This is a genomic window from Segatella salivae F0493 (assembly GCF_000477535.1).
Taxonomy (GTDB): domain Bacteria; phylum Bacteroidota; class Bacteroidia; order Bacteroidales; family Bacteroidaceae; genus Prevotella; species Prevotella salivae.
Genome location: NZ_AWGW01000019.1, coordinates 42,261 through 64,109, shown reverse-complemented (window position 1 = coordinate 64,109; position 21,849 = coordinate 42,261). Strand labels below are relative to the sequence as shown.

Below are 21,849 nucleotides of genomic sequence, written 5' to 3'. Positions count from 1 at the left end.
AAAGATATGAAGATAATTCATCCATCCTATGAAATATGGGCTCAAGAAAAGGGACTTAATGGAATTTATAAACAAATAGAACGAGCCGGAAGAGTTTGTTACAAGAGTGAGAAGAATGCTTCTGAAGATTCTGCAAAACCATTTGTTGAAAAGATGATTGCATCCGATCATACGGCGATGCTTGAACATGGTACGGTATATTTGAAGTCAGATTCGGAGTCGCTCATTAATCGATATGCTAACAATCGATTCTCGCATGTGAATCTGAAAGATGGGGTGGCATATATAACCACTAATTTGAGAGTGCTGGCTGAAAACAAATGGTTGGATGATTTGCAGTTTGTGTGCGATCCTCTTCCCCTACATGAGCTTCGCATCACTGTTCATTTCACCACTCAAGTTGGTGTTACGCGTGAGTTTAACAGGCATCGTGCCAACTCTATGGCTGAGCAATCAACACGCTATTGCAATTATAGTAAAGAAAAGTTTGGTGGAGAGATTGCTGTGAATCTTCCTGAATGGGTGATGAAAGAGAGTGAGTTTAGTGAGGGAGAAGACATTGTTAATGCTGAATCTCTAACGAAATATTGTGCAGATATTCTTGATTCAAAGGCCCAAGAGCATTGGAGTGCGTTTGATTTGTGGCTTTTTGCTAACCTTGCCTGTGAATTTTCATATATGAATTTGATTTCAAAGGGAAAGAAACCTCAAGAAGCTCGTGTTGTATTGCCATTAGATACGAATACAGAATTAGTACATACCGCGTTAGTAAGCGATTGGAAACATTTCTTTGATTTGCGCGCTTTAGGTACGACGGGAGCCCCTCATCCTGATGCAAAGGCAATAGCCTTACCACTCTTTGAGGAGTTTAAGCGTCTAAAACTATTGTAATTACGCGGTCATTTGCATCAAAACATCTCTCGTTTAGATAGCTTTTATAAAGTATTTACATAGGAATGAGTTTCCTAAATGGCTTTGTGGAGTAGATATTAGATAATGATAGATAAAGAAAAATGGAGAAAGTGTTGGCTTTCTCCATTTTCTTTTAATTACTTATTTGAAATAGTAAAGGAAGGTAGCTTCGCCTTCAAGGGCAGGCTTTTTCTCGTTTTCTATTTCAATTTTGAATCCAATTTGTGCTTTGCAGATTCCTCTTAGGTTCTCAATTTGATTGAGCGTTGTTGATAATCTGACACTATTCCCTGTGAGAACAGGTTTACCAAAGCGCATTTTATCCATGCCATAGTTGACCATCATCTTGAGATTGTTCACCTCAATGATTTGATTCCACATGTAGGGAAGCAATGACAGAGTCAAATAGCCATGTGCAATAGTACTCTTATATGGGCTTTCTTTCTTTGCACGTTCTTCATCAACATGAATCCATTGATGGTCTAATGTTGCATCAGCAAAGTCATTAATACGTTTCTGATCAACTTTAAGCCATTCTGAAACGCCTAAATGTTGGCCTAAATGTGATGCAAACTCTTCGTATGAATTAATTACTAACTTACTCATCTTAATCTTTGTCAAGTCCTAAACTCTTTTTTATTGCGTTGATTTTCTCCATTCCTTGCAGTTCAAGGGCAGCATATTCAGAAGCCTTCTTGATGTCACCTTTCACTTCAAGATAGAACTTAATTTTCGGTTCTGTGCCTGAAGGTCTTACACTAACTTTAGTCCCGTCGTTGCAGAACCATTGCAGAACATTACTTGTTGCAGGCATGTCGAGCTTTGTTTTCGAACCATCTTCATGAGTTGTTTCAAGTGTTTGATAGTCTTTCCACAATACAACTTTACTACCACCAAGGTCTTTAGGAGGATTATTTCTGAAGTTTGTCATCATCTGTTTAATCTCTTCTGCTCCTGTCTTTCCTGGTCGAACAACGTTTACAGTGAACTCTTTTGAGAATCCATATTCCAGATATATATCCATGAGGACATCGTAGAGGGTCTTTCCTTTATCTTTTGCCCAAGCGCAAATCTCTGCCAAAAGGCTAATAGCTGAAACGGAGTCTTTATCTCGAACAAAATCTTCTGCAAGGAAACCATAGCTTTCTTCGCCTCCACCAATATATTTCTGCTTTCCTTCAGAGAGTCGAATTTCACGTGCAATCCACTTGAATCCTGTATAGCAGTCACGCATTTCTATTCCTGCTTTGTCGGCAACCTTTTTAATAACTTCGGTTGTAACGATGGTCTTAACGATGAAATCAGTTGGTTTTAGCAAACCTTTCGCCTGACGATTCGTAATGATGTAATAAAGGAAAATCAAACAAGTTTGGTTACCATTAATCAAAACCCATTCGCCCTTGTCATTCTTACAAGCCATTCCTACACGATCTGCGTCTGGGTCAGATGCCATTACAATATCTGCATCTAAAGCCTTTGCATCACGTATCGCCAAAGCTAATGCTTCGCCGTTTTCTGGGTTTGGACTAACAACGGTTGGGAAATCACCACTTCTTTGCATTTGTTCTTTGACACAATGTACATTGTCAAATCCCCATAGTTTGAGGCTTTGTGGGATTGCCATCATGCCAGTTCCATGCAAAGGTGTATAGACAATTTTCAAGTCATGATGACGTTTGATGACTTCAGGATCTATACTTAGTGTGTGGATTTCTTTCAAATAAGGTTCATCAATGTCTTTTCCAATGCTCTGAATCAATGAAGGATTACCTTTGAATTTTACGTCTTCAACCTTTACTTTGTTAACCTCGTCAATGATACCTGTGTCATGAGGCGCAAGTACTTGTGCTCCATCTTCCCAATAAGCCTTATAACCATTATACTCTTTTGGGTTGTGGCTGGCAGTGATATTTACGCCGGCTTGACAATGTAAGTGTCGAATTGCGTAAGAACATTCAGGAGTTGGGCGCATGTCATCAAACAAATAAGCCTTTATTCCATTAGCAGAAAAGATGTTAGCAACCGTCTCTGCAAACTTCCGACTGTTGTTTCTGCAGTCATGACAAACAACAACTGCTATGTCTTTCTTACCTTCGAAATTCTTCTTTAGATAGTTAGCGAAGCCCTGAGTTGCCATTCCAACCGTGTAGATATTCATGCGGTTAGAACCAGCTCCCATTATACCGCGGAGACCACCTGTTCCAAATTCAAGATCTTTATAAAAGCTTTCAACCAATTCTGTTTTGTCTTCTGCCTTTAATTTTGCTTCAACTTCTTTTCTGGTCTCTTCGTCAAAGGCCGGTGATAACCATTGTTTGGCTTTTGCTTCACACTGTGAAATTAGTTCTGTGTTATTTGCCATAGTCTTAAAGTATGAATTATTTTATAAAATTGTTCTCACGCAAAGTTACACATTTTTAATCAAAAAACATCGATTAATATATAATTTTTTTGTAACTTAGCGGCCTAAAAGCTATAACATTATGTATTTCACTGGTATAATAATTGCAATTTCTACATTCTTGATAATAGGCTTATTTCATCCTATTGTCATTAAAACAGAATATTATTTTGGTACAAAACCATGGATTCTATTCCTTATTTCGGGCATCGTTTGTGTGCTTTGTTCAATGTGTATCTCACATATCATTTGGTCATCTATATTCGGTGTGCTCGGCGCTTCATTACTTTGGTCGATTGGTGAACTTTTTGAGCAAAAGAAAAGAGTTGAAAAAGGTTGGTTTCCTCGCAGAGAAAAGAATAAGGTTAAATGAAAACACTTCTTATTTTAGTGGGGAAAACCATTAATAAACATTTTATTGCAGGCATCAATGATTATCGAGAACGCATCGAACATTACATGCCTTTTGATATCACGGTTATCCCTGAGTTGAAGAATACGAAGAAACTCAGCAATGAACAACAAAAGGAACGCGAGGGAGAGTTAATCTTATCATGCCTGAAACCTACTGATACGGTTGTACTGCTTGATGAGCATGGTAAAGAGTTTCGCTCTATTGAATTTGCTGAATGGTTACAAAAAGAACAGCATACAGCCCGCCGTCTTATTTTCGTAATAGGTGGTCCGTATGGGTTTTCAGCAGCAATGTATCAACGGGCGAATGAAAAACTCTCCTTGTCGCGCATGACATTTAGCCACCAAATGGTTCGTCTCATCTTCACAGAACAACTTTATCGTGCATGTACTATCATCAAAGGTGAACCTTATCACCATGAATAGCGTTTTCGAACGCTATTGTTCTTTCGATAAAGAGGGTAGTGAGTTGATGTGCATTGAATAGTGCCCTGCCTGAAAACTCATGCGCATGACACGCGGAACTTCAACCTTTTGCGTTAGCGCTAAGGCCACATGTCCCATAGTTTGGCGCAGGTTTAGTTCCACACATGGATGTATATATCCATTGTTAAGAATCATCATATCAACTCCAAAGGGACCTGTATAGACATCTTTGAGGGCTGAAGACATAATGTTTTTAATGATATCACGGATATTTTTCAAGCATGCTGTCGAGACATATCTTGATAATATTTTCTTTTTTTGAGTTTCATCTGCCAACACATTACCGGTATACGCACCATTTGTTGTGTTGAATACTGATAAGCCAAGATAGTCAATAGTCCCATCTTTGTGTGCATAAAACTCCATTCCAAAGTCATATACCTTACTATAATATGGCTCTGCTGTGATATATTTCTGTTTGTCTATCACATTCTTAATCCATCCTTTAAGATGGGATGAAATGCCTTCGTGATTCATGTCGGCAAATCTCAGTCCCCGACCACTACTGCTCCATGGTGCCTTTAATACGTATTGATAGGCTAAACCATTTTCTTTCGGTTGCAAATATTGTGTTAATGAAGTGTAGTCTTCAAAGATTTCAACTTCACCTATTGTCTTGTCAACCGATGATGTCAAGCGGGGTAGGAGGTGTAGTGCACTCCAACCTCTTCCACTTATATTTCGAATACCTTCTAATTGCTTTTCTGACGGAAGAAAATCTTCAATTAATCCTTGTGTTTTATCAATTAATTGTTGGCGTAAAGCTAAATCCCATCCCCAAGGAATAAATTCAATTTCTTCTTTAATATGATTCGCTAAGTCATTGAAATCAATGAAGTTCACGTGTGAAGTATATTGCTTAAGATAGGTAGGTACTTTCACATGATTCTTATCTTCCACAAGGACATAGCTTCCTTCTGTAGCCCATAAAGCTGGAAGAAAAGCCAAGTCGGTTTGTAATTGGCGTGCAGCATGAGGTAGCGTGACATATTTTTGATGTGCTGCTAATGCTATATCGTGACCAGGATTGAATAGAAAAACTTTCATGTTAGCCTGATAATTTAAAATCCTTCGGGAAGTTTCATCACAACTTTATCATCTACCCATGTGCCATTTCTTTTCTCTGCCATCATTTTTCTGTATTTGTCTTCATGATGTTTAGCTTTTTCTGCTGCAGCTTGGGCATAAGGATTGGTTTCAAATTCTTCGGGATAGATGCGTAGAGTATTAGCTTTTTTTACAAGATCTTTAACCACTTCACCTCCAATAATCAGTCCAGCTGCAGCTGGAACCCAGGCATTACTTGCAGGAATGTCACGTCTGTCAGTACATTTTCGCATGTCTTTATCTGGACAAATGCAATGAAATCTACAACTGATATTTGGGTCATCAATCTGTTTGATGGGCTCTTCTTCGCTATAAACTACTTTCAAGCGCGGGATATTCAACTTGCGTAGTTTCTTTCTTATTACCTTTGCAAGCGGATCCATCTTTGTTTTATTGATGTCAGCAACCTTAAATGATGTTGCATCTAACTTGTTTGCAGCTCCCATACAAGAGATTATTGGGATATGTAGTCGGTGACATCGCTTAATAAGTTCAAGTTTTGCACTAACCGTATCAATGCAATCTACAACATAATCAAACTGTTTTAGATCGATTGCATCGGCATTCTCGGGGAGGTAAAACATCTGATATTTATGTACGATACAATGACGATTGATATCGTGTATGCGTTCTTCTGCAACGTCAACTTTATGTTTTCCTACAGTGGATAGTAGCGCATAAAGTTGTCTATTGACATTGGTTAGACAGACACGATCATCATCAAAGATGTCGAGTTCACCAACACCGCTACGTGCCAACACTTCGGTTACGTAACTACCGACTCCACCTATACCGAAAACGGCAACGCGCGCACCAGACAAAGTGTCCATGGCTGGCTTACCAATCAGTAATTGTGTGCGTGAAAATTGATTCTGCATAACAGCTAATAACCTATTTTTTGGCTGCAAAGGTAAGGAAAAAGAAAGAAAAAGCAAAGTTAAAACAATATAAAGAATAGTGTATTTTAGTTTGCTAAGGCTATTGACCTTTTGCAGTCTTATTCGGTTATCATGATATTAGAAAAGTGGGGCAGTAGTTGGTACTATGGTTTTTTATCGAGTAAAATGAAGCATATTCTGTCGTTGTTTGATTCATTTTGCAGTGTAAAGTAGGTCATTTTGTCAACTAATATCAGCCATTTTGTCACGGATAATCAATGGGTTTATAAGATGAGTTGATAATCAATGATTTATAAATGATTGAAGACAAGAGAATAAACGCGTGGTTATGATGAAAGCCATTGTGTTTGTCGAACATAAAATTTGAATTCCTTCTTTATAGAATTGGGACGTTATTTAACGCAGAATTATTTTCATTGTTATTCAGTTTTACCCCATAAAGTAATGGAGTTGGGCATGCTTTTTGCTATTGTTCAACTGAGTAAAAATTATAAATATAAACAAAACGAAATAAAATTATGGCTTTTATAGACTATTATAAAATTTTAGGTGTCGACCGAAATATTCCACAAAAGGATGTAAGAGCAGCTTACAGGAAGCGTGCAAAGCTTTTTCATCCAGACCTACATCCTAATGATCCAAAAGCAAAGGCAAAGTTTCAAGCGCTTAATGAGGCTTATGATGTCATCAATGATCCCGAGAAACGTGCGAAGTATGATAAGTATGGAGAGCAATGGAAGCAGGCTGATGCATTCCAAGGTAATTCATCTGGGGCATATAGTGGAGGTGGAAATCCTTTTGAAGGCTTTGATTTTAATAGCTATGGAGGTGAGGGTGGTGGCTTCTCAAGCTTTTTCCAAGATCTCTTTGGAGGTGGACATTTCCGTTCATCAGGCTTTGGTGGCCAGCAACAACAGCATAGTGGCCAGATGGAAGCAAAGGTAAGTTTGGATATGTATACGGCACTTCTGGGTGGCGAAATCATCATACAACTTAACAACGGGCAAAAAGTGAAGTTAAAAGTAAAGCCTGAAACTCAGAATGGTACAAAGGTTCGGCTTCGTGGTCGCGGTTATAATCGTGGCGATGGAACCTATGGTGACTTGATTATCGTTTATGAAGTGAAGTTGCCAACAGGGCTAAGTGAGCGACAGAAACAGCTGTTACAGGAAATGAAAAACAGCTAATGTTGGTCAGATTTAATTGTATAGAAAAGGAGAATAGATGAAGATATGGCATCGCTATAAAGTAGGAGATGCCATATTTCGTTATTCTCAAAGTAGAATGTAGAGTAGAGGTAAATTAAGAGAAGAAAAGAATTACAGGATAGTAGTTTATTCTTTGATTTCTGAAAAAGGAATAAAACAAGTGGCAAAAGCTTTGTTTTATGCGATATTTGCACTAACTTTGTAGGAAAATTTAAGCCAACAATATGAAACAGACAAAAATAATAGCTTCAATTAGTGACCGAAGATGCGACCAAAGCTTTATTCGTAAGCTATTCTTTGCAGGTATGAACGTTGTTCGAATGAATACCGCTCATGCCACTCCTGAAGGTATTCGGACTATCGTAAAGAATGTGCGTGCCGTATCTCCACATATAGGGATCATGATTGATACAAAAGGACCTGAGGTTAGAACGACTGGTGTGGAGTCGCCTTTAGAGTTTAAGATTGGCGATATGGTAAAGGTGTTTGGGCGTCCAGAGATGGATTCTACACACGATACTATTAATCTTTCTTATCGAGATATTACCAAAGATGTAAAGGTGGGTGACGATTTGCTGTTTGATGATGGTGAACTCGATATGCGTATTGTAGAGAATAATGGTCCAATGCTTGTAGCTCAGGTTCAGAATGATGGTGTTTTAGGAGCTCACAAGAGTGTAAATATTCCGGGTGAACATATTGATCTTCCTGCACTTACAGAGAAAGATAAACAGAATATCCTTTTAGCGATAGAGTTGGATATAGACTTTATTGCTCACTCTTTTGTCAGAAATGCGGCTGATATAAAGGAAGTTCAGGATATATTGGATGAGCATGGCAGCGACATTAAAATCATTTCGAAGATAGAAAACCAAGAAGGTGTCGACAATATTGATGAGATTATAGATGCTTCTTATGGTATAATGATTGCACGAGGTGACTTGGGGATAGAGGTGCCAATAGAGAGAATTCCTGGCATTCAACGGAATATCATTCGGAAATGTGTGGCATGTCGTAAGCCTGTAATTGTGGCAACACAGATGCTTCACACAATGATTAATAATCCACGTCCTACGCGTGCTGAGGTAACTGATATTGCAAATGCAATCTATTATCGTACAGATGCGCTCATGTTGAGTGGCGAAACTGCAAGTGGAAAATATCCTCTTGAGGCTGTACAGACCATGGCTCGCATTGCAGAACAGGCCGAAAAAGATAAGTGTCTCAATGATGATATTGAGGTTCCATTGTCAAGCGAGGACTTGGATCAGCGTGCATTCTTAGCACATGCCGCTATAGATGCAACGCGAAAGTTAGGAGTTGCCGGTATTATTACAGACAGTGAGACAGGACAAACAGCGCGTAATTTGGCTGCATTTCGTGGCCCAGTGCCAGTCTTAGCCATTTGTTATAATGAGAAAACTCAACGTTGGCTGAATCTCAGTTATGGTGTAATTCCAATTTATCAGCGTGAACAGGTGAGCTCACAATACATGTTCTTTGCTGCATTACGTATGTTGAGGCAGAAAGGTTACATTAAAGATGAGGATAAGATAGCCTATCTTAGTGGTAGTTTTGGTGAAGGAGGCGGTACTACTTTCTTAGAAATTAATAAGGTAGAAGAAGTCTTTAACAGAAGCTATCAATTCCACCTTCCAGAAAACTTAGACCGAAGCGTTGATGAACAGGAGGATAAATGTAACGAATAGTAGTTCAAATAATAATATAAATAAAGGGGAAAGTTCTAATGGACTTTCCCCTTTATTTTATTTCTTAAGTTTTTATTGTGCTATCTTTTTAACGCGACGTTCATGACGTCCACCTTCAAATGTAGCACTAAAGAATGCATCTAAGATTTTTTCTGCTGTCTTATTGTCAATAAAACGACCTGGCAAGACAATAGCATTTGCATCGTTATGCTGACGGATTAGTTGTGCAATGTCCTTGTTCCATGCTAATCCTGCACGAACACCTTGATGCTTATTGAGTGTAATAGCCATTCCTTCTCCGCTACCACATATGCCAATTCCTGGATAGACTTCACCCTGTTCAATAGCTTCTGCTAAAGGATGTGCAAAATCAGGATAGTCAACACTCTCACTACTATATGTGCCAAAGTCTTTCACTGGGTAACCTTTTTTCTCAAGATACTCAAGCACAAACTGTTTCAAAGGGAAGCCCGCATGGTCGCAGGCGATACCAACTGTCTTTACTTCCATAAGCAATTCTGTGTTATAGGTTAAAAGGATAGGGAAAAAGTCTATTGACTTTTTCCCATATAATGTTTATTCTAACGATTCTGTAAGAAATGATTTAACTTGCTCATAAACGTTCTTCCCTGTGTAGCCCAGCTTCTCATCAAGTACCTTATAAGGTGCAGAGAAACCAAAACTCTGTAGACCAAAGACCTTACTATAAGGACCTATGCCGACAAGTCCTTCAAGTGTGACAGGTAGACCAGCTGTTAATCCGAACTTTTTTACGTTGTAGGGTAGAACTTTGTTTTGGTATTCTTTACTTTGTTCACGGAATAAGCCTTCAGAAGGTGCGCTGACTATGCGTACTTTCACACCATCTTTACGTAGTAGTTCGCTTCCAGACATAAGGGTAGATATCTCTGATCCACTTGCAACTAAAATGACATCAGGGTTCTCATCAGAGCCTTTTATAATATAGGCACCTTTAGTTACTTGCTCATAGTCATTTCCTTCTGGTAGATTTTCGATTCCCTGACGCGACAAGATAAGAGCAGATGGTGTTGCTGTATTGGCCATAGCCAGTTTCCAACAAATAGTAGTTTCATGTGAATCTGCCGGTCTGAATACGCGTACACTATCTTTTCCTGAATGGTTTTTAAGCTTTTCCATGAGACGTATTTGTGCTTCTTGCTCAACAGGCTCATGTGTAGGGCCATCTTCTCCAACGCGGAATGCGTCATGTGACCAAATGAACTTGACAGGAGTTTGCATTAATGCTGCCATTCGAATGGCTGGTTTCATATAGTCAGAAAAGACAAAGAAAGTTCCCATTGCAGCAATAACACCCCCGTGAAGCATCATACCAATACACATATCTGCCATTGTAAGCTCTGCCACACCTGCCTGGAAAAAGGCTCCACTGAAGTCTTTGCGAACGAAACTCTTAGTTTTCTTTAAGAAGCCATCAGTCTTATCAGAGTTACTAAGGTCTGCAGATGCGCAAATCATATTAGGGACTTGTTCTGCTAAGACACTTAAACATTCTGCACTGGCAACGCGAGTGGCAATGCCTTCTTTTTGATTAACTTTACTCCAATCTATTTCAGGAGCTTCTCCACTGAACCATTTACTCATGAGAGTAGCCTTTTCAGGGTTTGCTTTTTTCCATTCTTCTTCAGCAGTTCGGCGTTTATGAACAATGTTGTTCAATTCTTCCTCGCGTTTTGAATATAGGGCTTTAACATCTTCGAAGATGATAAATGCATCCTCAGGATTACCTCCTAAATTCTTAATAGTATTTGTATAAGCATTTCCTCCAAGTGGTGCGCCATGTGTTTTTACATTGCGTTCGTATGAAGAACCATCTTCTTTCAATGCACCTTTGCCCATAATGGTTTTACCAATAATAAGGGTAGGGCGGTCTTCTTCTTTTATTGCTGCGTTTAACGCTTGTCGAATTTCTGATACATCATTACCATTAATGGTGATAACATTCCATCCCCAAGCTTTATATTTCATTTCAGTATTCTCTGATATAACGACCCCACATTCAGTAGAAAGCTGGATATCATTAGAATCATAGAACATAATGAGATTGTTGAGTCCTAAGTTTCCTGCAATTCTTCCAACGCCTTGAGAAATCTCTTCCTGTATACCTCCATCACTGATATATGCATAAATTTTATGCTGCATCATTGTTTTACTAAGGCGAGCCTCAAGAAACTTCTCTGCAACAGCTGCACCTGCAGCCATAGCATGCCCTTGGCCAAGTGGCCCAGAAGAGTTTTCAATACCACGATATATATCAAGTTCTGGATGACCAGGAGTTACTGAGCCCCACTGACGGAATTGTTTTAAATCATCAAGTGTGAAGAAGCCTCTTAATGTTAGACCTGCATATAGCATTGGACTCATGTGCCCAGGGTCAAGGAAAAAGCGATCTCTTCCTGTCCATGTAGGATCTTTAGGATCATAAATCAAAAATTCGGAGAATAGTACATTAATAAAGTCTGCACCTCCCATGGCTCCCCCAGGATGTCCAGAGTTTGCTTTCTCTACCATAGCAGCCGAAAGTATACGGATGTTATCTGCTGCATGGTTCATAACTTTAATATCGTTCATGATAGTGTTTTTTATACTTTACAAATATACTATTTTATATTTAAAACGACAATAGACTTTGCTGGAATTTTTATTTTTATTATATTTTTCTTTATTTTCATATCTTTGAAAACGTGAGGAGCAATAGTTTGAGGATGCTCAAAGTCGTTATAATCAGAAATATTCTTGCATTTTAGGATTTCTCCTGTGATATTATTAATTGTTGATAGGTCTGAAACAATATCAATATCTTGTGATTTGTCGAGACTAATGTTTGCCAATGAAACGACAATAGAATTATCTTTGGTCTTTGCTGCACTTGAAAAGATGGTTGGAATTGTTTGATTTTCTCTCACTTTTATAGAGTCGCAACTGATCTCTAAAGGTAATGCTGTTGCATCTTGGAATGGTTGATACATCCGGAAAACGTGATAAGTGGGTGTTAAAACCATATGACCATTGCCTTTCATATCCGTTAAAATCATGCTTTGTAGAACGTTTACTACCTGTGCAATATTAGCCATCTTGACACGATCAACATGACGATGAAAGATGTTTAGGGTTAAAGCGGCAACAAAAGCATCGCGCATAGTGTTTTGTTGATATAGATGTCCGCGGATAGTTCCTGGTTCTTCGTCCCACCAGGTTCCCCATTCGTCAACAAGAAGGCCAATCCTTTTTTGTGGATCTCTTTTGTCCATGATACTACAATGCTTTTTGATCACATCTTCGATCTCTAAACATTTTCCAATCGTCCAATAATACTCATCATTCAAAAATTTTGTAGCGGAACCTTTACTTCCACTCCAACCTTTTACTGTATAATAGTGAAGAGAAAGTCCATCCATGCGATTGCCAACATTATCCATTAGAACTTTTGTCCAATTGTAATCGTAATCACTTGCTCCAGAAGCTATTTTGTAAAGCCTATTTGTATCATAGTTGCGGCAATAAACAGAGTATCTGCGAAATAGATCACTATAATATTCGGGGCGCATATTGCCTCCACATCCCCAACTTTCATTTCCTACGCCAAGATATTTAACTTTCCAAGCCTTTTGTCTTCCATTCTTTCTGCGTAGATTTGCCATTGGAGTATCGCCGTCGCTTGTCATATATTCGACCCACTTAGCTAATTCCTCAACAGTTCCAGAGCCTACATTACCGCTAATATATGGTTCTGCCCCTAATAATTCACATAAATTTAAGAATTCATGGGTTCCAAACGAGTTGTCTTCAATAGTCCCTCCCCAGTTATTATTCTGCATTTTAGGGCGTTTATCTTGGGGACCTATCCCATCCATCCAATGATATTCATCAGCAAAACAACCTCCCGGCCATCTCAATACTGGTACTTTTAAGTCTTGTAATGCATGTAAAACGTCCTTTCGATAGCCATTAATGTTAGGGATAGAAGAGTTATTTCCGACCCACAATCCACCATAAATACATGTTCCTAAGTGTTCTGCGAATTGCCCATATAACTCTTTATGGATTGTTCCTGCATTTTGTTTAGTATGTAGAATAATCTTTGTATCTTCAGCAAAGCTAATTAATGTATTGCTCAGAATAAAAAGAACAATAGTTAAGACTTTCTTTTTCATTTCGTTTTTGATTTTTAGTGAGTTTAAAAATAAACAGAGAGTAGCTCCCTCTGTTTATTTAAAAATCAGGTTGTTGAAAAGTAGTTGTTGAACTTTTACATTATTTTTTAAATTTAATGGCTGCTTGCTCAATTGATAACCCAAGTTTATAATTCTCTGCATAAGCATTAAATCCGTCAATCTCATCATCGTTTGCAGTGACTTCTATCCCTGCATTTCCAGCGAAGACCTTATGGTTTAGGTATTCATCAAGAGTTTGGTTCGTTTCTCTATTGACAAGAAAGCTTGCAAGTAATGCTATTCCCCAGGCACCTCCTTCACCTGCTGTTTCCATAACAGAGATTGGAGTCTTTAAGGCAGCAGCAAGGATACGTTGTACAACATTTTTTGTTTTGAATAGTCCTCCGTGTGCAGTGATTCTGTCAACCATTACCTTTTCGTCATTAAACAATATATCATTGCCAATCTTTAGCACGCAAATGGTAGCATACAATTGCGATTTAATGAAATTAGATAAGTTAAATTTGTCGTTTACAGAACGTACAAAGAGTGGACGACCTTTGGTCAAACCAGTAACTGGTTCGCCTGAGATATAATTATAGTATATTAGTCCTCCACAATCATTATCACCTTCGAGAGCATGTGAGAAAAGTTTTTCGTAGATCTCACTTTCATCAATCTTGGCCCCAATAAGATATTGATATTCTTTGAAAATGTTTATCCATGAATTCAAATCTGACGTACAATTATTACAATGTACCATTGCTACAGGAGCGCCATCTGGGGTTGTAACCATGTCAATTACTTCGTAAGCTTTAGATAGTTCTCGTTCTAACACAATCATAGAAAAAGAAGATGTTCCAGCTGATACATTGCCTGTTCGTGGTCTTATGGCATTAGTTGCTACCATTCCTGTACCAGCATCACCTTCAGGTGGACATAAAGGACAGCCTGATTGCAATTGACCAGAACAATCAAGTAGAGCAGCTCCTTCTTTTGTTAGAGTTCCTCCACTTTCACCAGCTAATAGAATTGAAGGAAGAAGATCTTGAAGTTTCCATGAAAAATGATAAGGGGCAATTAGTTCTTCAAACTTTCTTATCATCTCTGCATCATAATTCTTTGTTGTAGAATCAATGGGGAACATACCTGATGCATCTCCAATTCCTAAAACCTTTTTCCCTGTCAGTTGCCAATGTACATAGCCTGCAAGAGTTGTTATGAATTTAACTTCTTGCAAATGTCTTTCTTTGTCGAGAACACATTGATATAAATGGGAAATGCTCCAACGTAGAGGAATATTGAAATTAAACAGGGATGAGAGCTCTGTTGCGGCCTTAACAGTGTTGGTATTACGCCAAGTGCGGAATGGAATTAATAGTTTTTGGTCTTCATTAAACGCCATATAGCCATGCATCATTGCACTAATTCCTATCGCAGCCAATACTTTTATATCTGTATTATACTTCGATTTAACGTTTTCGCGCAAAGCCATATAACATTCTTGTAAGCCATTCCAAATGTCATCAACACCATAAGTCCATAGTCTATCGACTATTTTATTTTCCCATGTAAAGCTACCTTGTGCAATAGGTTGGTTGTTAGGAGCCACAAGAATAGCTTTTATTCGGGTTGAACCAAATTCTATACCAAGTACAGCTTTACCTGTTTCTATTATATTTTTTGCATCCATGGTTATCAAAATTATTTATAAATTCAACGAAGAGCTTTATTCAACATGTAGTAAATTTCATTGAATTTCAGTTCTTTTCGAAATTGCTCGTAGTCTGTATCCTTATTAATAATACAAACTTCTATATCTGCTATTTCTGCGAAATCACGCCAGTATTCATCTGTTAGACCGAAACTGAAGCATGAATGATGTGTACCGCCAGCATTTAACCAGCAACCTACGCCAACTTCAAATGATGGTTCTGGCACCCAAAGAGCTGAAGCCACAGGAAGTTTTGGTAGTGGTTTTGATTTAATCAAGTTGACATCATTTGCAATAAGGCGGAAACGATTCCCCATATCAACAATAGTTGCAGTAACACCATGGCCTTGTTTACTTGTGAAAACCAATCTTGCCGTTTTACTTTTTCTATAACCTATGCCAAGGAAATGAACTTCTAAGCGAGGCTTTTCTTCTGCAATATCTGGATTAATTTCTAACATGTGTGCTTCAAGAATAGATGTATTCTCTCCATCAAAATTAAGGGTATAATCTTCGAGGAATGAAGTTCCACCCTCCAATCCTTGACTCATAAACCATGTTGTACGATACAATGCAGCCGACTTCCAGTCACCTTCCGCACCAAATCCGATTCCTTCGCTCATTAAACGCTGTGATGCTAAGCCCGGAATTTGGTCAAAACCATGACCAGTTTGCTCTATTTCGACATCGCCTAAATCGTCAAAATTCGTAGTAAAGCCTTTTGCGCCATAAGCTTCTAATACTTTTCGTATCGCAATTTCTGCCTTAGCTGAATTCCAAATCTTTTTATATTCTTCCGTATTTTTATCTTCAAGCTTCGCATTATGCTCGTAATCTTTGAAGTATATAGTTACTAAGTTATCGACATCAGTGTCAGGAATCTTATCAAAATAAGACAAAACTTCTGAGAATGGACAATAATCTACATGATAACCCATAACCTGTTCGAAAGCAACTTTATCTCCATCGGTTACAGCAACGTTATTCATTTGGTCACCAAATCGTAGTATTAAGCAATCTTGAGCATCCGCCCAACCTGCACATACGCGCTCCCATATGGCGATATGCTTTTGAGTTTTCTCGTCTTTCCAATATCCTATCACGGTCTTGCGATTCTTGCGGAGCCTTGAAAGGATATGAGCATATTCTCGATCTCCATGAGCACTCTGATTAAGATTCATGAAATCCATATCCATAGTGTCCCAAGGTATCTGTTGATTATATTGAGTATGTAGGTGGAGCAATGGTTTATTGAGTAGTTGTAACCCTTTAATCCACATCTTAGCTGGTGAGAATGTATGCATCCATGTAATCACTCCGATACATTTTTTCTCATTATTTGCACGTAACATAACATCAACAATCTCTTTCGAAGAGTTTGCTGTGCCTGCATATATTACTTTAATTGGAAGTAAACCAGAGTTGTTTAGACCATCAACCATTTCTTTAGAGTGTCCATCTACTTGCTTTACAGCATCACCTCCATATAATAATTGTGCTCCGGTTATAAACCAAACTTCAAATTGTTCAAAAGCTTTAATCATGATTTTAAGTTTTTAGTTATTTACTTTTATTATTTATTTTTCTGTCCATAATAGGCATTTGGCCCATGTTTTCTATTGAAATGTTTCTCTATTAAGAGAGGATTCATGGTTGTTTGTGGATTGATATTGAATGAGATAAAGGCCATCTTGGCTACTTGTTCCATCACAACTGCGTTATAAACAGCATTATCTGGGCTCTTTCCCCAAGTGAAAGGACCATGATTTTTAACGAGTACTCCTGGTGTATGTTGATAGTCGATATGCTCTTTTTTGAATTTATCTACAATGACAACACCTGTGTTTAACTCATATTCATCCATTTGCTTCTTTACCATATCTTCGGTGCATGGAATCGCATCATGAAAGTAATCGGCATGTGTGGTGCCAATATTGGGTATGCAACATCCTGCTTGCGACCATGCTGTTGCATAGGTTGAATGAGTGTGTACGATGCCACCTATCTTCGTAAAATTACGATATAATTCTAAGTGTGTAGGCGTATCGGATGAAGGGTTGAGGTCCCCTTCAACGACATTTCCTGTAAATAAGTCTACAATTACCATATCAGATGCAGACATTTCATCATAACTAACTCCCGAAGGCTTAATGACTACTAATCCTTTCTCACGGTCAATGCCTGACACATTACCCCATGTAAAGATGACAAGGCCATGTTTCACAAGGTCAAGGTTGGCCTTATAGACTTTTCTTTTTAGTTCTTCCAACATTTTGGTTGTCTTTTATCATGAAATGTTATAACTTGAAATACGGATCATCTTCATAGGCACGTTTATTAAAACGATATAATGCTGCACCACGTTTTGATGTCACTTTGTCTATCAATTCAGTTTTTTCGATGAAGTCGATTTGCTTAATTCGTTTTCTAAAGTTACGTTTATCGATTTCTTCTCCCAATATCGCTTCGTAGACATGTTGCAACTGAGTGAGTGTAAATAAGTCAGGAAGTAAATTGAAACTCAAGGGTTCTGTATTAATGCGACGACGCAACATTGTAATTGCTTTGCTGACCATGATATTATGATCTGAATAGAGTTTCGGCATCTCTTCTAAGTTCACCCACTCTAAGCCATGCTGAATCCGAAGCTTATCATCATAGTCTTTAACGTTGATAAGTGCGCAATATGCAATTGAAATAACGCGTTCTCCCGGATCACGATCTATATTTCCAAAGGCACTAACTTGCTTCATATAAAGGTTTCCAAGGCCAGTGAGGTCTTTCAGAACTCTATTTGCGGCATCTGTTAAGCTTTCTTTTGCACCCACGAAGCCGCCATAAAGCGATAAATCCCCACGTCCTGGATCCATTTTCCTTTTACCAAGCAGAAGTTTTAATTTACCTTTCTCGAAACCAAAGATAATACAATCTACTGATACGTATAGTTTGGTATGTTCACCATAAAAGTTTGTCATATCTAATTAATTTTTTATGTTAGAAAATATAGTTCATGTTTCATCATTTCTAAATGTTGTTTATATTTTAGTTACAATCTATCTTTATGTTTATTCTTACCATAACAAAGCATAAAGTAAGAAAGTAATCAATACAATTCCACAGGTGCCAATCGTATATCCGCGGTCTGTTGCAAATAGTTTTAAGTTGATTGGGAGTGCCTTTACATCTTGAACTCTGTCTTTAGAATTACTATATAGCCATATTGCTGATGAGCCTGTGAGCATCCCAAAGAAATAGAATGCTTGGAAACCGATATCATTTAAATAGGCAATAACACTTGTATCAGGATTCCCTCCAGGGTGTATCGTGCCCAGAATAGTTACAATAGCTGCTGCAAGAATCATTAGGATACCAGCGGAGCCTAATATTTTTGCCCAAAGTAACATTTGTTTTTGATCGGTTTCAGAAGGCTGTTCACAACGCACATACTTCTTATCGAAATAAGAAACCACAACGAAAAATACAAAGAGAAGGATGAAAATATATCCCGCACGGAATTGAAAAGCAACATTAGGTAACATTATTTTAAATAATATTCCCATAGGAATTGTGAGTATAGCTGTCCATACTGCAGCAGTAGAAGAGGCTCTTTTCCAGAGTAATCCTAAGCCAAACACAACGATGATTCCTGGGTAAATGAAGCCAGAATACTCTTGAATATATTGAAAAGCTTGGTCTAAACCACCCAATAACGGCTCTACAGCAATCAAGGCAATGATGAGTGCTCCCACTGCAACTAAGCGTCCTACGCTAACCAATGCCTTATCTTTCGCATCTTTGTTGATATATTTTTTGTATATATCCATAGTGAAAAGAGTAGAGGTAGAGTTAAACATTGAGGCCAAAGAAGAAATGATTGCAGCAGCTAAAGCCGCGAAACTCAAGCCTTTTATACCTGTTGGTGTGAAGTTTCTAATGAGCCATGGATAGGCATCATCGGCTCTTTCAATATGCCCAACAAGGTGAATATTAGAAAAGGCTTGTGGATCTTGCATGATGTAATAGGCACAAATACCTGGTAATACGACGATAAACGGAATTAAAATCTTTAAGAAACCTGCAAAGACAAGGCCTTTTTTAGCTTCACTAATGCTTTTTGCAGCAAGACCTTTCTGTATGATATACTGATTGAATCCCCAGTAACCTAAGTTCGTAAGCCATACACCTCCAACAACAGCTGCTATTCCTGGCACATTCTCAAAAGCGCTTACGTTATGGCTTTCTTGGATAACGAGATGGAAATGTACATCATTGATATGAGAGCCTGTGGTCAAATCTGTATATACTCTGCTTAATGCACCAATAGCATCTGTACCAAACACCTTTCCCATTTCGGTCAATGCAATAAAGGCTGTGATTAAACCTCCACCAACAAGGAAGGTAACTTGCATCACATCTGTCCATGCAACAGACGCTAAACCGCCATAGATTGAATATAAGCCTGCAATAATAAAGAGTGCAAGGATAATCAGCATACGCATTGAAATGGTAAATCCTAAGATGTTAACAGATAATCCTTGTAAACCAAGTATCTGTTCAATGGCTAATGCTCCCAGCCAAGCAACAGAAGTTAGATTAACAAAAACATAGAGGAAAAGCCACAAAATAGAGAATGCAAGCCCTACGCCATCATTATAACGCTCACGTAGAAACTGTGGTATAGTAAAGATTTTGCGGTCAAGCATCACGGGAAGGAGGAACTTACCGATAACAACTAAGGTCACAGCTGCCATGACTTCATAAGCTGCTATGGCTATACCATCGCGGAATCCGGTGCCCGACATGCCAATAAATTGCTCTGCAGAGATATTTGCTGCAATCAAAGAGGCACCTACGGCCCACCATGTTAGGGTGTTGCCTGCCAGAAAGTAATCGTTAGCACTTTTCTCTTTACCTGCTTTGTTACGGCTAAGAAAGAGCCCAAGTCCTACGAGTAACACAAGGTAAATAATGAGAATAATTAAGTCAATAGTCTTAAAGCCCGACTGACTGATAGCTTCTATAATCTTATTCATTGTTTAGTTATTAGATTAGAGTTTTTAGTTTATTTCTTATTCTGATTCTCAATAGAGAACTTGTAGACTAAATGACTATAGTATTTTTCGCCTGGTTTGAGTATTGGATTTGAGATTTCCCAACCCTTTGTCTTGTTGTTTATCTTCGTTGGTGAATCAGGATATTTCTGACTCTCAAAGCATACGCTTACATGTTTGGGATATTTAATACCATGTTTGCAGGTGATTCCCGTTCCTTGAAAGTTTCCTGTATAAACTTGAAGGCCTGGTTCATTGGTGTAAACCGATAGCTTAATACCTGTCTTTGGGGAATAAAGGCTCGCTGCAATGGCTTGGTCGTTGCCTTTACCATGCTGATATGTGTTCAAACACCAATTGTGATCATATCCTGTTGCATTTTTAATTTGGTCATAAGTCATATCTATTTTTTTACCAATCACAGCCGCTTTTCTAAAGTCCATTGGTGTCCCCGTAACATCTTTTATTTCTCCTGTTGGGATATAATATTTGTCGCTGGGGGTAAATTTGTCTGCGTTGATATACATTATTTGGTCAAAACCATCTTTCGAGAGGTCACCATTGAGATTGAAATAACAATGGTTTGTCATGTTTATCACTGTTTTTTTATCGGTCGTTGCTTCGAAAACAATGTCCAATGAGTTATTATTCCTCACCGTATATGTGGCAGTTGCTTCCACTGTTCCAGGGAAACCATTCTCTCCATCTTTTGCTTTTATGGCAAAAACTACTGATGAATCGGTCTTCGCTTTTATATCATAAACTTGATTCATCCAGCCACTATTGCCACCTCCATGAAGGCAATTACTGTTGTCATTGACTTTAAGTTGGTAACTTTTCCCATCAATGATGAGTTTAGAGTCTTTGATTCGGTTAGCATATCGCCCAACAGATGACCCATAATCTGAAGGGGAATGTAAGGTGTCGGCATATTGTGTAATGTTATCATAGCCTAAAACGACATCAGTAGGTTTGTTGTTTTTGTCGGGCACACAAATTGAAACCACACGTCCTCCATAATTTGTTAGACAGACTTCCATTCCTTTTTGATTAGTGAGTGTAAGCAATTCAGTCTTCTTTCCGTTAATTGTTGAATCAAAGGCTGACGGATTTAAGCCAGAAACGGTTGTGTGAATACCTTCTTTGTTGACGCAAGAAGAGATCATAAGGCTTGCCATTCCGGCTCCCAATAAAATAGTCTTTAAGTTTCTCATAAACATGAGTGATTATTTAGGTGAATAAATTTTTATGGTGTAAAAATACTACTTTTTTTAATAACTTGTATCTCTACAAGATATATTTTTTTTGTTGTTAGTGTTTAATTAACACTTTTATATATTTCGTTGCCTATTTTGTTGGGTACTACATCCATACTTTATATGAATAAACGGCTATCCAAATTGATTCTCTTTTGCTTGGAAAGGGTTAATTTATAAAGGTGTTTATTCAACTTAATAGTGCATAGTCTCTGCAAGTTTTTATTTGTATTGATGAATGTTTAATTTGTCTTTAAGTTTGCATGGTGTTTATTTCACCTTAATATATAAGGTGTAAGTATAGAAAGAAAATCATCGCCCTCAAAATATTTTGTATCTATTGTGTATTTAATTAATATGTATAGTCAGCGCACTTTTATTCTTAAATTAATACATTTATTATTTAATAATAAACCACTTGTAATCAATAATATAAACAAATGATATTAAAGAAAATAATTACATGAAATCTTTTATATAATGGTTTCAGTCAAATCGT

The 21,849-nt window shown here is 38.0% G+C and carries 18 protein-coding genes; 5 read left to right on the top strand and 13 right to left on the bottom strand.

The window, feature by feature from the left end:
- Nucleotides 1-6 precede the first annotated feature (6 nt).
- Complete coding sequence (locus tag HMPREF9145_RS06150) at nt 7-891, top strand: FAD-dependent thymidylate synthase (RefSeq protein ID WP_021825495.1); 885 nt, start codon at nt 7-9, stop codon at nt 889-891.
- Nucleotides 892-1,053: 162 nt separating this feature from the next.
- On the opposite strand, the gene HMPREF9145_RS06145 is transcribed toward HMPREF9145_RS06150, so the two are convergent.
- Both HMPREF9145_RS06145 and HMPREF9145_RS06140 read right to left on the bottom strand, forming a co-directional pair.
- On the bottom strand, nt 1,054-1,518 hold the full coding sequence (locus HMPREF9145_RS06145; RefSeq protein WP_021825487.1) for a MaoC family dehydratase: 465 nt from the start codon (nt 1,516-1,518) through the stop codon (nt 1,054-1,056).
- Between the two features lies 1 nt (nt 1,519).
- A complete protein-coding gene (locus HMPREF9145_RS06140; RefSeq protein WP_007133453.1) occupies nt 1,520-3,274 on the bottom strand; it encodes a phospho-sugar mutase in 1,755 nt (584 codons plus the stop codon).
- Nucleotides 3,275-3,395: 121 nt separating this feature from the next.
- On the opposite strand from HMPREF9145_RS06140, the gene HMPREF9145_RS06135 reads away from it, so the two are divergent.
- Nucleotides 3,396-3,686 carry a DUF4491 family protein gene (locus tag HMPREF9145_RS06135; protein WP_021825473.1) on the top strand — a complete coding sequence of 97 codons (291 nt, stop codon included), beginning with the start codon at nt 3,396-3,398 and terminating at the stop codon, nt 3,684-3,686.
- Entirely contained in the window at nt 3,683-4,153 is a 471-nt protein-coding gene (rlmH, locus tag HMPREF9145_RS06130) for a 23S rRNA (pseudouridine(1915)-N(3))-methyltransferase RlmH (protein WP_021825478.1), read from the top strand. The genes HMPREF9145_RS06135 and rlmH overlap by 4 nt, the downstream gene beginning before the upstream one ends.
- Nucleotides 4,154-4,165: 12 nt before the next feature.
- On the opposite strand, the gene HMPREF9145_RS06125 is transcribed toward rlmH, so the two are convergent.
- Nucleotides 4,166-5,260, bottom strand: coding sequence for a hypothetical protein (locus HMPREF9145_RS06125; RefSeq protein WP_021825482.1), 1,095 nt, complete (start codon nt 5,258-5,260; stop codon nt 4,166-4,168).
- 14 nt (nt 5,261-5,274) lie between these two features.
- Nucleotides 5,275-6,198 (bottom strand): tRNA threonylcarbamoyladenosine dehydratase, encoded by a 924-nt coding sequence (locus HMPREF9145_RS06120; protein ID WP_021825497.1) that lies wholly within the window; start codon nt 6,196-6,198, stop codon nt 5,275-5,277.
- Between the two features lie 539 nt (nt 6,199-6,737).
- On the opposite strand from HMPREF9145_RS06120, the gene HMPREF9145_RS06115 reads away from it, so the two are divergent.
- Nucleotides 6,738-7,406 (top strand): DnaJ domain-containing protein, encoded by a 669-nt coding sequence (locus HMPREF9145_RS06115; protein ID WP_007133477.1) that lies wholly within the window; start codon nt 6,738-6,740, stop codon nt 7,404-7,406.
- A gap of 245 nt (nt 7,407-7,651) precedes the next feature.
- Entirely contained in the window at nt 7,652-9,136 is a 1,485-nt protein-coding gene (gene pyk / locus HMPREF9145_RS06110) for a pyruvate kinase (RefSeq protein WP_021825471.1), read from the top strand.
- A gap of 72 nt (nt 9,137-9,208) precedes the next feature.
- Here the strand turns inward: pyk and rpiB are convergent, their stop codons facing one another.
- The 9 genes from rpiB to HMPREF9145_RS06065 all read right to left on the bottom strand — a co-directional run bounded on the left by rpiB (nt 9,209) and on the right by HMPREF9145_RS06065 (nt 21,308).
- Nucleotides 9,209-9,646: a ribose 5-phosphate isomerase B gene (gene rpiB / locus HMPREF9145_RS06105; RefSeq protein ID WP_021825446.1), complete on the bottom strand. Its 438-nt coding sequence runs from the start codon at nt 9,644-9,646 to the stop codon at nt 9,209-9,211.
- 66 nt (nt 9,647-9,712) lie between these two features.
- Entirely contained in the window at nt 9,713-11,746 is a 2,034-nt protein-coding gene (locus tag HMPREF9145_RS06100) for a transketolase family protein (RefSeq protein ID WP_021825521.1), read from the bottom strand.
- A gap of 29 nt (nt 11,747-11,775) precedes the next feature.
- The gene (locus HMPREF9145_RS06095; protein ID WP_021825490.1) at nt 11,776-13,329 is read right to left on the bottom strand and encodes an alpha-N-arabinofuranosidase; all 1,554 of its coding nucleotides are present in this window, start codon (nt 13,327-13,329) and stop codon (nt 11,776-11,778) included.
- A 100-nt stretch (nt 13,330-13,429) separates the two neighbouring features.
- Entirely contained in the window at nt 13,430-15,022 is a 1,593-nt protein-coding gene (locus HMPREF9145_RS06090; protein WP_021825469.1) for a xylulokinase, read from the bottom strand.
- 23 nt (nt 15,023-15,045) lie between these two features.
- Entirely contained in the window at nt 15,046-16,587 is a 1,542-nt protein-coding gene (gene araA / locus HMPREF9145_RS06085) for an L-arabinose isomerase (RefSeq protein WP_021825511.1), read from the bottom strand.
- Nucleotides 16,588-16,616: 29 nt separating this feature from the next.
- The gene (locus HMPREF9145_RS06080; RefSeq protein WP_021825475.1) at nt 16,617-17,315 is read right to left on the bottom strand and encodes an L-ribulose-5-phosphate 4-epimerase; all 699 of its coding nucleotides are present in this window, start codon (nt 17,313-17,315) and stop codon (nt 16,617-16,619) included.
- A 25-nt stretch (nt 17,316-17,340) separates the two neighbouring features.
- Nucleotides 17,341-18,018 (bottom strand): NUDIX hydrolase, encoded by a 678-nt coding sequence (locus HMPREF9145_RS06075; protein ID WP_021825515.1) that lies wholly within the window; start codon nt 18,016-18,018, stop codon nt 17,341-17,343.
- 96 nt (nt 18,019-18,114) lie between these two features.
- Nucleotides 18,115-20,076, bottom strand: coding sequence for a sodium:solute symporter family transporter (locus HMPREF9145_RS06070; RefSeq protein ID WP_021825494.1), 1,962 nt, complete (start codon nt 20,074-20,076; stop codon nt 18,115-18,117).
- Nucleotides 20,077-20,105: 29 nt separating this feature from the next.
- Nucleotides 20,106-21,308 (bottom strand): aldose epimerase family protein, encoded by a 1,203-nt coding sequence (locus HMPREF9145_RS06065; protein WP_036906855.1) that lies wholly within the window; start codon nt 21,306-21,308, stop codon nt 20,106-20,108.
- Between the last annotated feature and the right edge of the window lie 541 nt (nt 21,309-21,849).

Excerpts from the sequence above, each read along its gene's own strand:
- HMPREF9145_RS06090 (WP_021825469.1), bottom strand. The coding sequence starts at position 15,022 with ATGGATGCAAAAAATATAATAGAAACAGGTAAAGCTGTACTTGGTATA.
- HMPREF9145_RS06125 (WP_021825482.1), bottom strand. The coding sequence starts at position 5,260 with ATGAAAGTTTTTCTATTCAATCCTGGTCACGATATAGCATTAGCAGCA.
- HMPREF9145_RS06150 (WP_021825495.1), top strand. The coding sequence starts at position 7 with ATGAAGATAATTCATCCATCCTATGAAATATGGGCTCAAGAAAAGGGA.
- araA (WP_021825511.1), bottom strand. The coding sequence starts at position 16,587 with ATGATTAAAGCTTTTGAACAATTTGAAGTTTGGTTTATAACCGGAGCA.
- HMPREF9145_RS06140 (WP_007133453.1), bottom strand. The coding sequence starts at position 3,274 with ATGGCAAATAACACAGAACTAATTTCACAGTGTGAAGCAAAAGCCAAA.
- HMPREF9145_RS06100 (WP_021825521.1), bottom strand. The coding sequence starts at position 11,746 with ATGAACGATATTAAAGTTATGAACCATGCAGCAGATAACATCCGTATA.
- HMPREF9145_RS06080 (WP_021825475.1), bottom strand. The coding sequence starts at position 17,315 with ATGTTGGAAGAACTAAAAAGAAAAGTCTATAAGGCCAACCTTGACCTT.
- rlmH (WP_021825478.1), top strand. The coding sequence starts at position 3,683 with ATGAAAACACTTCTTATTTTAGTGGGGAAAACCATTAATAAACATTTT.
- HMPREF9145_RS06065 (WP_036906855.1), bottom strand. The coding sequence starts at position 21,308 with ATGAGAAACTTAAAGACTATTTTATTGGGAGCCGGAATGGCAAGCCTT.
- HMPREF9145_RS06070 (WP_021825494.1), bottom strand. The coding sequence starts at position 20,076 with ATGAATAAGATTATAGAAGCTATCAGTCAGTCGGGCTTTAAGACTATT.
- HMPREF9145_RS06075 (WP_021825515.1), bottom strand. The coding sequence starts at position 18,018 with ATGACAAACTTTTATGGTGAACATACCAAACTATACGTATCAGTAGAT.
- rpiB (WP_021825446.1), bottom strand. The coding sequence starts at position 9,646 with ATGGAAGTAAAGACAGTTGGTATCGCCTGCGACCATGCGGGCTTCCCT.
- pyk (WP_021825471.1), top strand. The coding sequence starts at position 7,652 with ATGAAACAGACAAAAATAATAGCTTCAATTAGTGACCGAAGATGCGAC.
- HMPREF9145_RS06145 (WP_021825487.1), bottom strand. The coding sequence starts at position 1,518 with ATGAGTAAGTTAGTAATTAATTCATACGAAGAGTTTGCATCACATTTA.
- HMPREF9145_RS06135 (WP_021825473.1), top strand. The coding sequence starts at position 3,396 with ATGTATTTCACTGGTATAATAATTGCAATTTCTACATTCTTGATAATA.
- HMPREF9145_RS06115 (WP_007133477.1), top strand. The coding sequence starts at position 6,738 with ATGGCTTTTATAGACTATTATAAAATTTTAGGTGTCGACCGAAATATT.
- HMPREF9145_RS06095 (WP_021825490.1), bottom strand. The coding sequence starts at position 13,329 with ATGAAAAAGAAAGTCTTAACTATTGTTCTTTTTATTCTGAGCAATACA.
- HMPREF9145_RS06120 (WP_021825497.1), bottom strand. The coding sequence starts at position 6,198 with ATGCAGAATCAATTTTCACGCACACAATTACTGATTGGTAAGCCAGCC.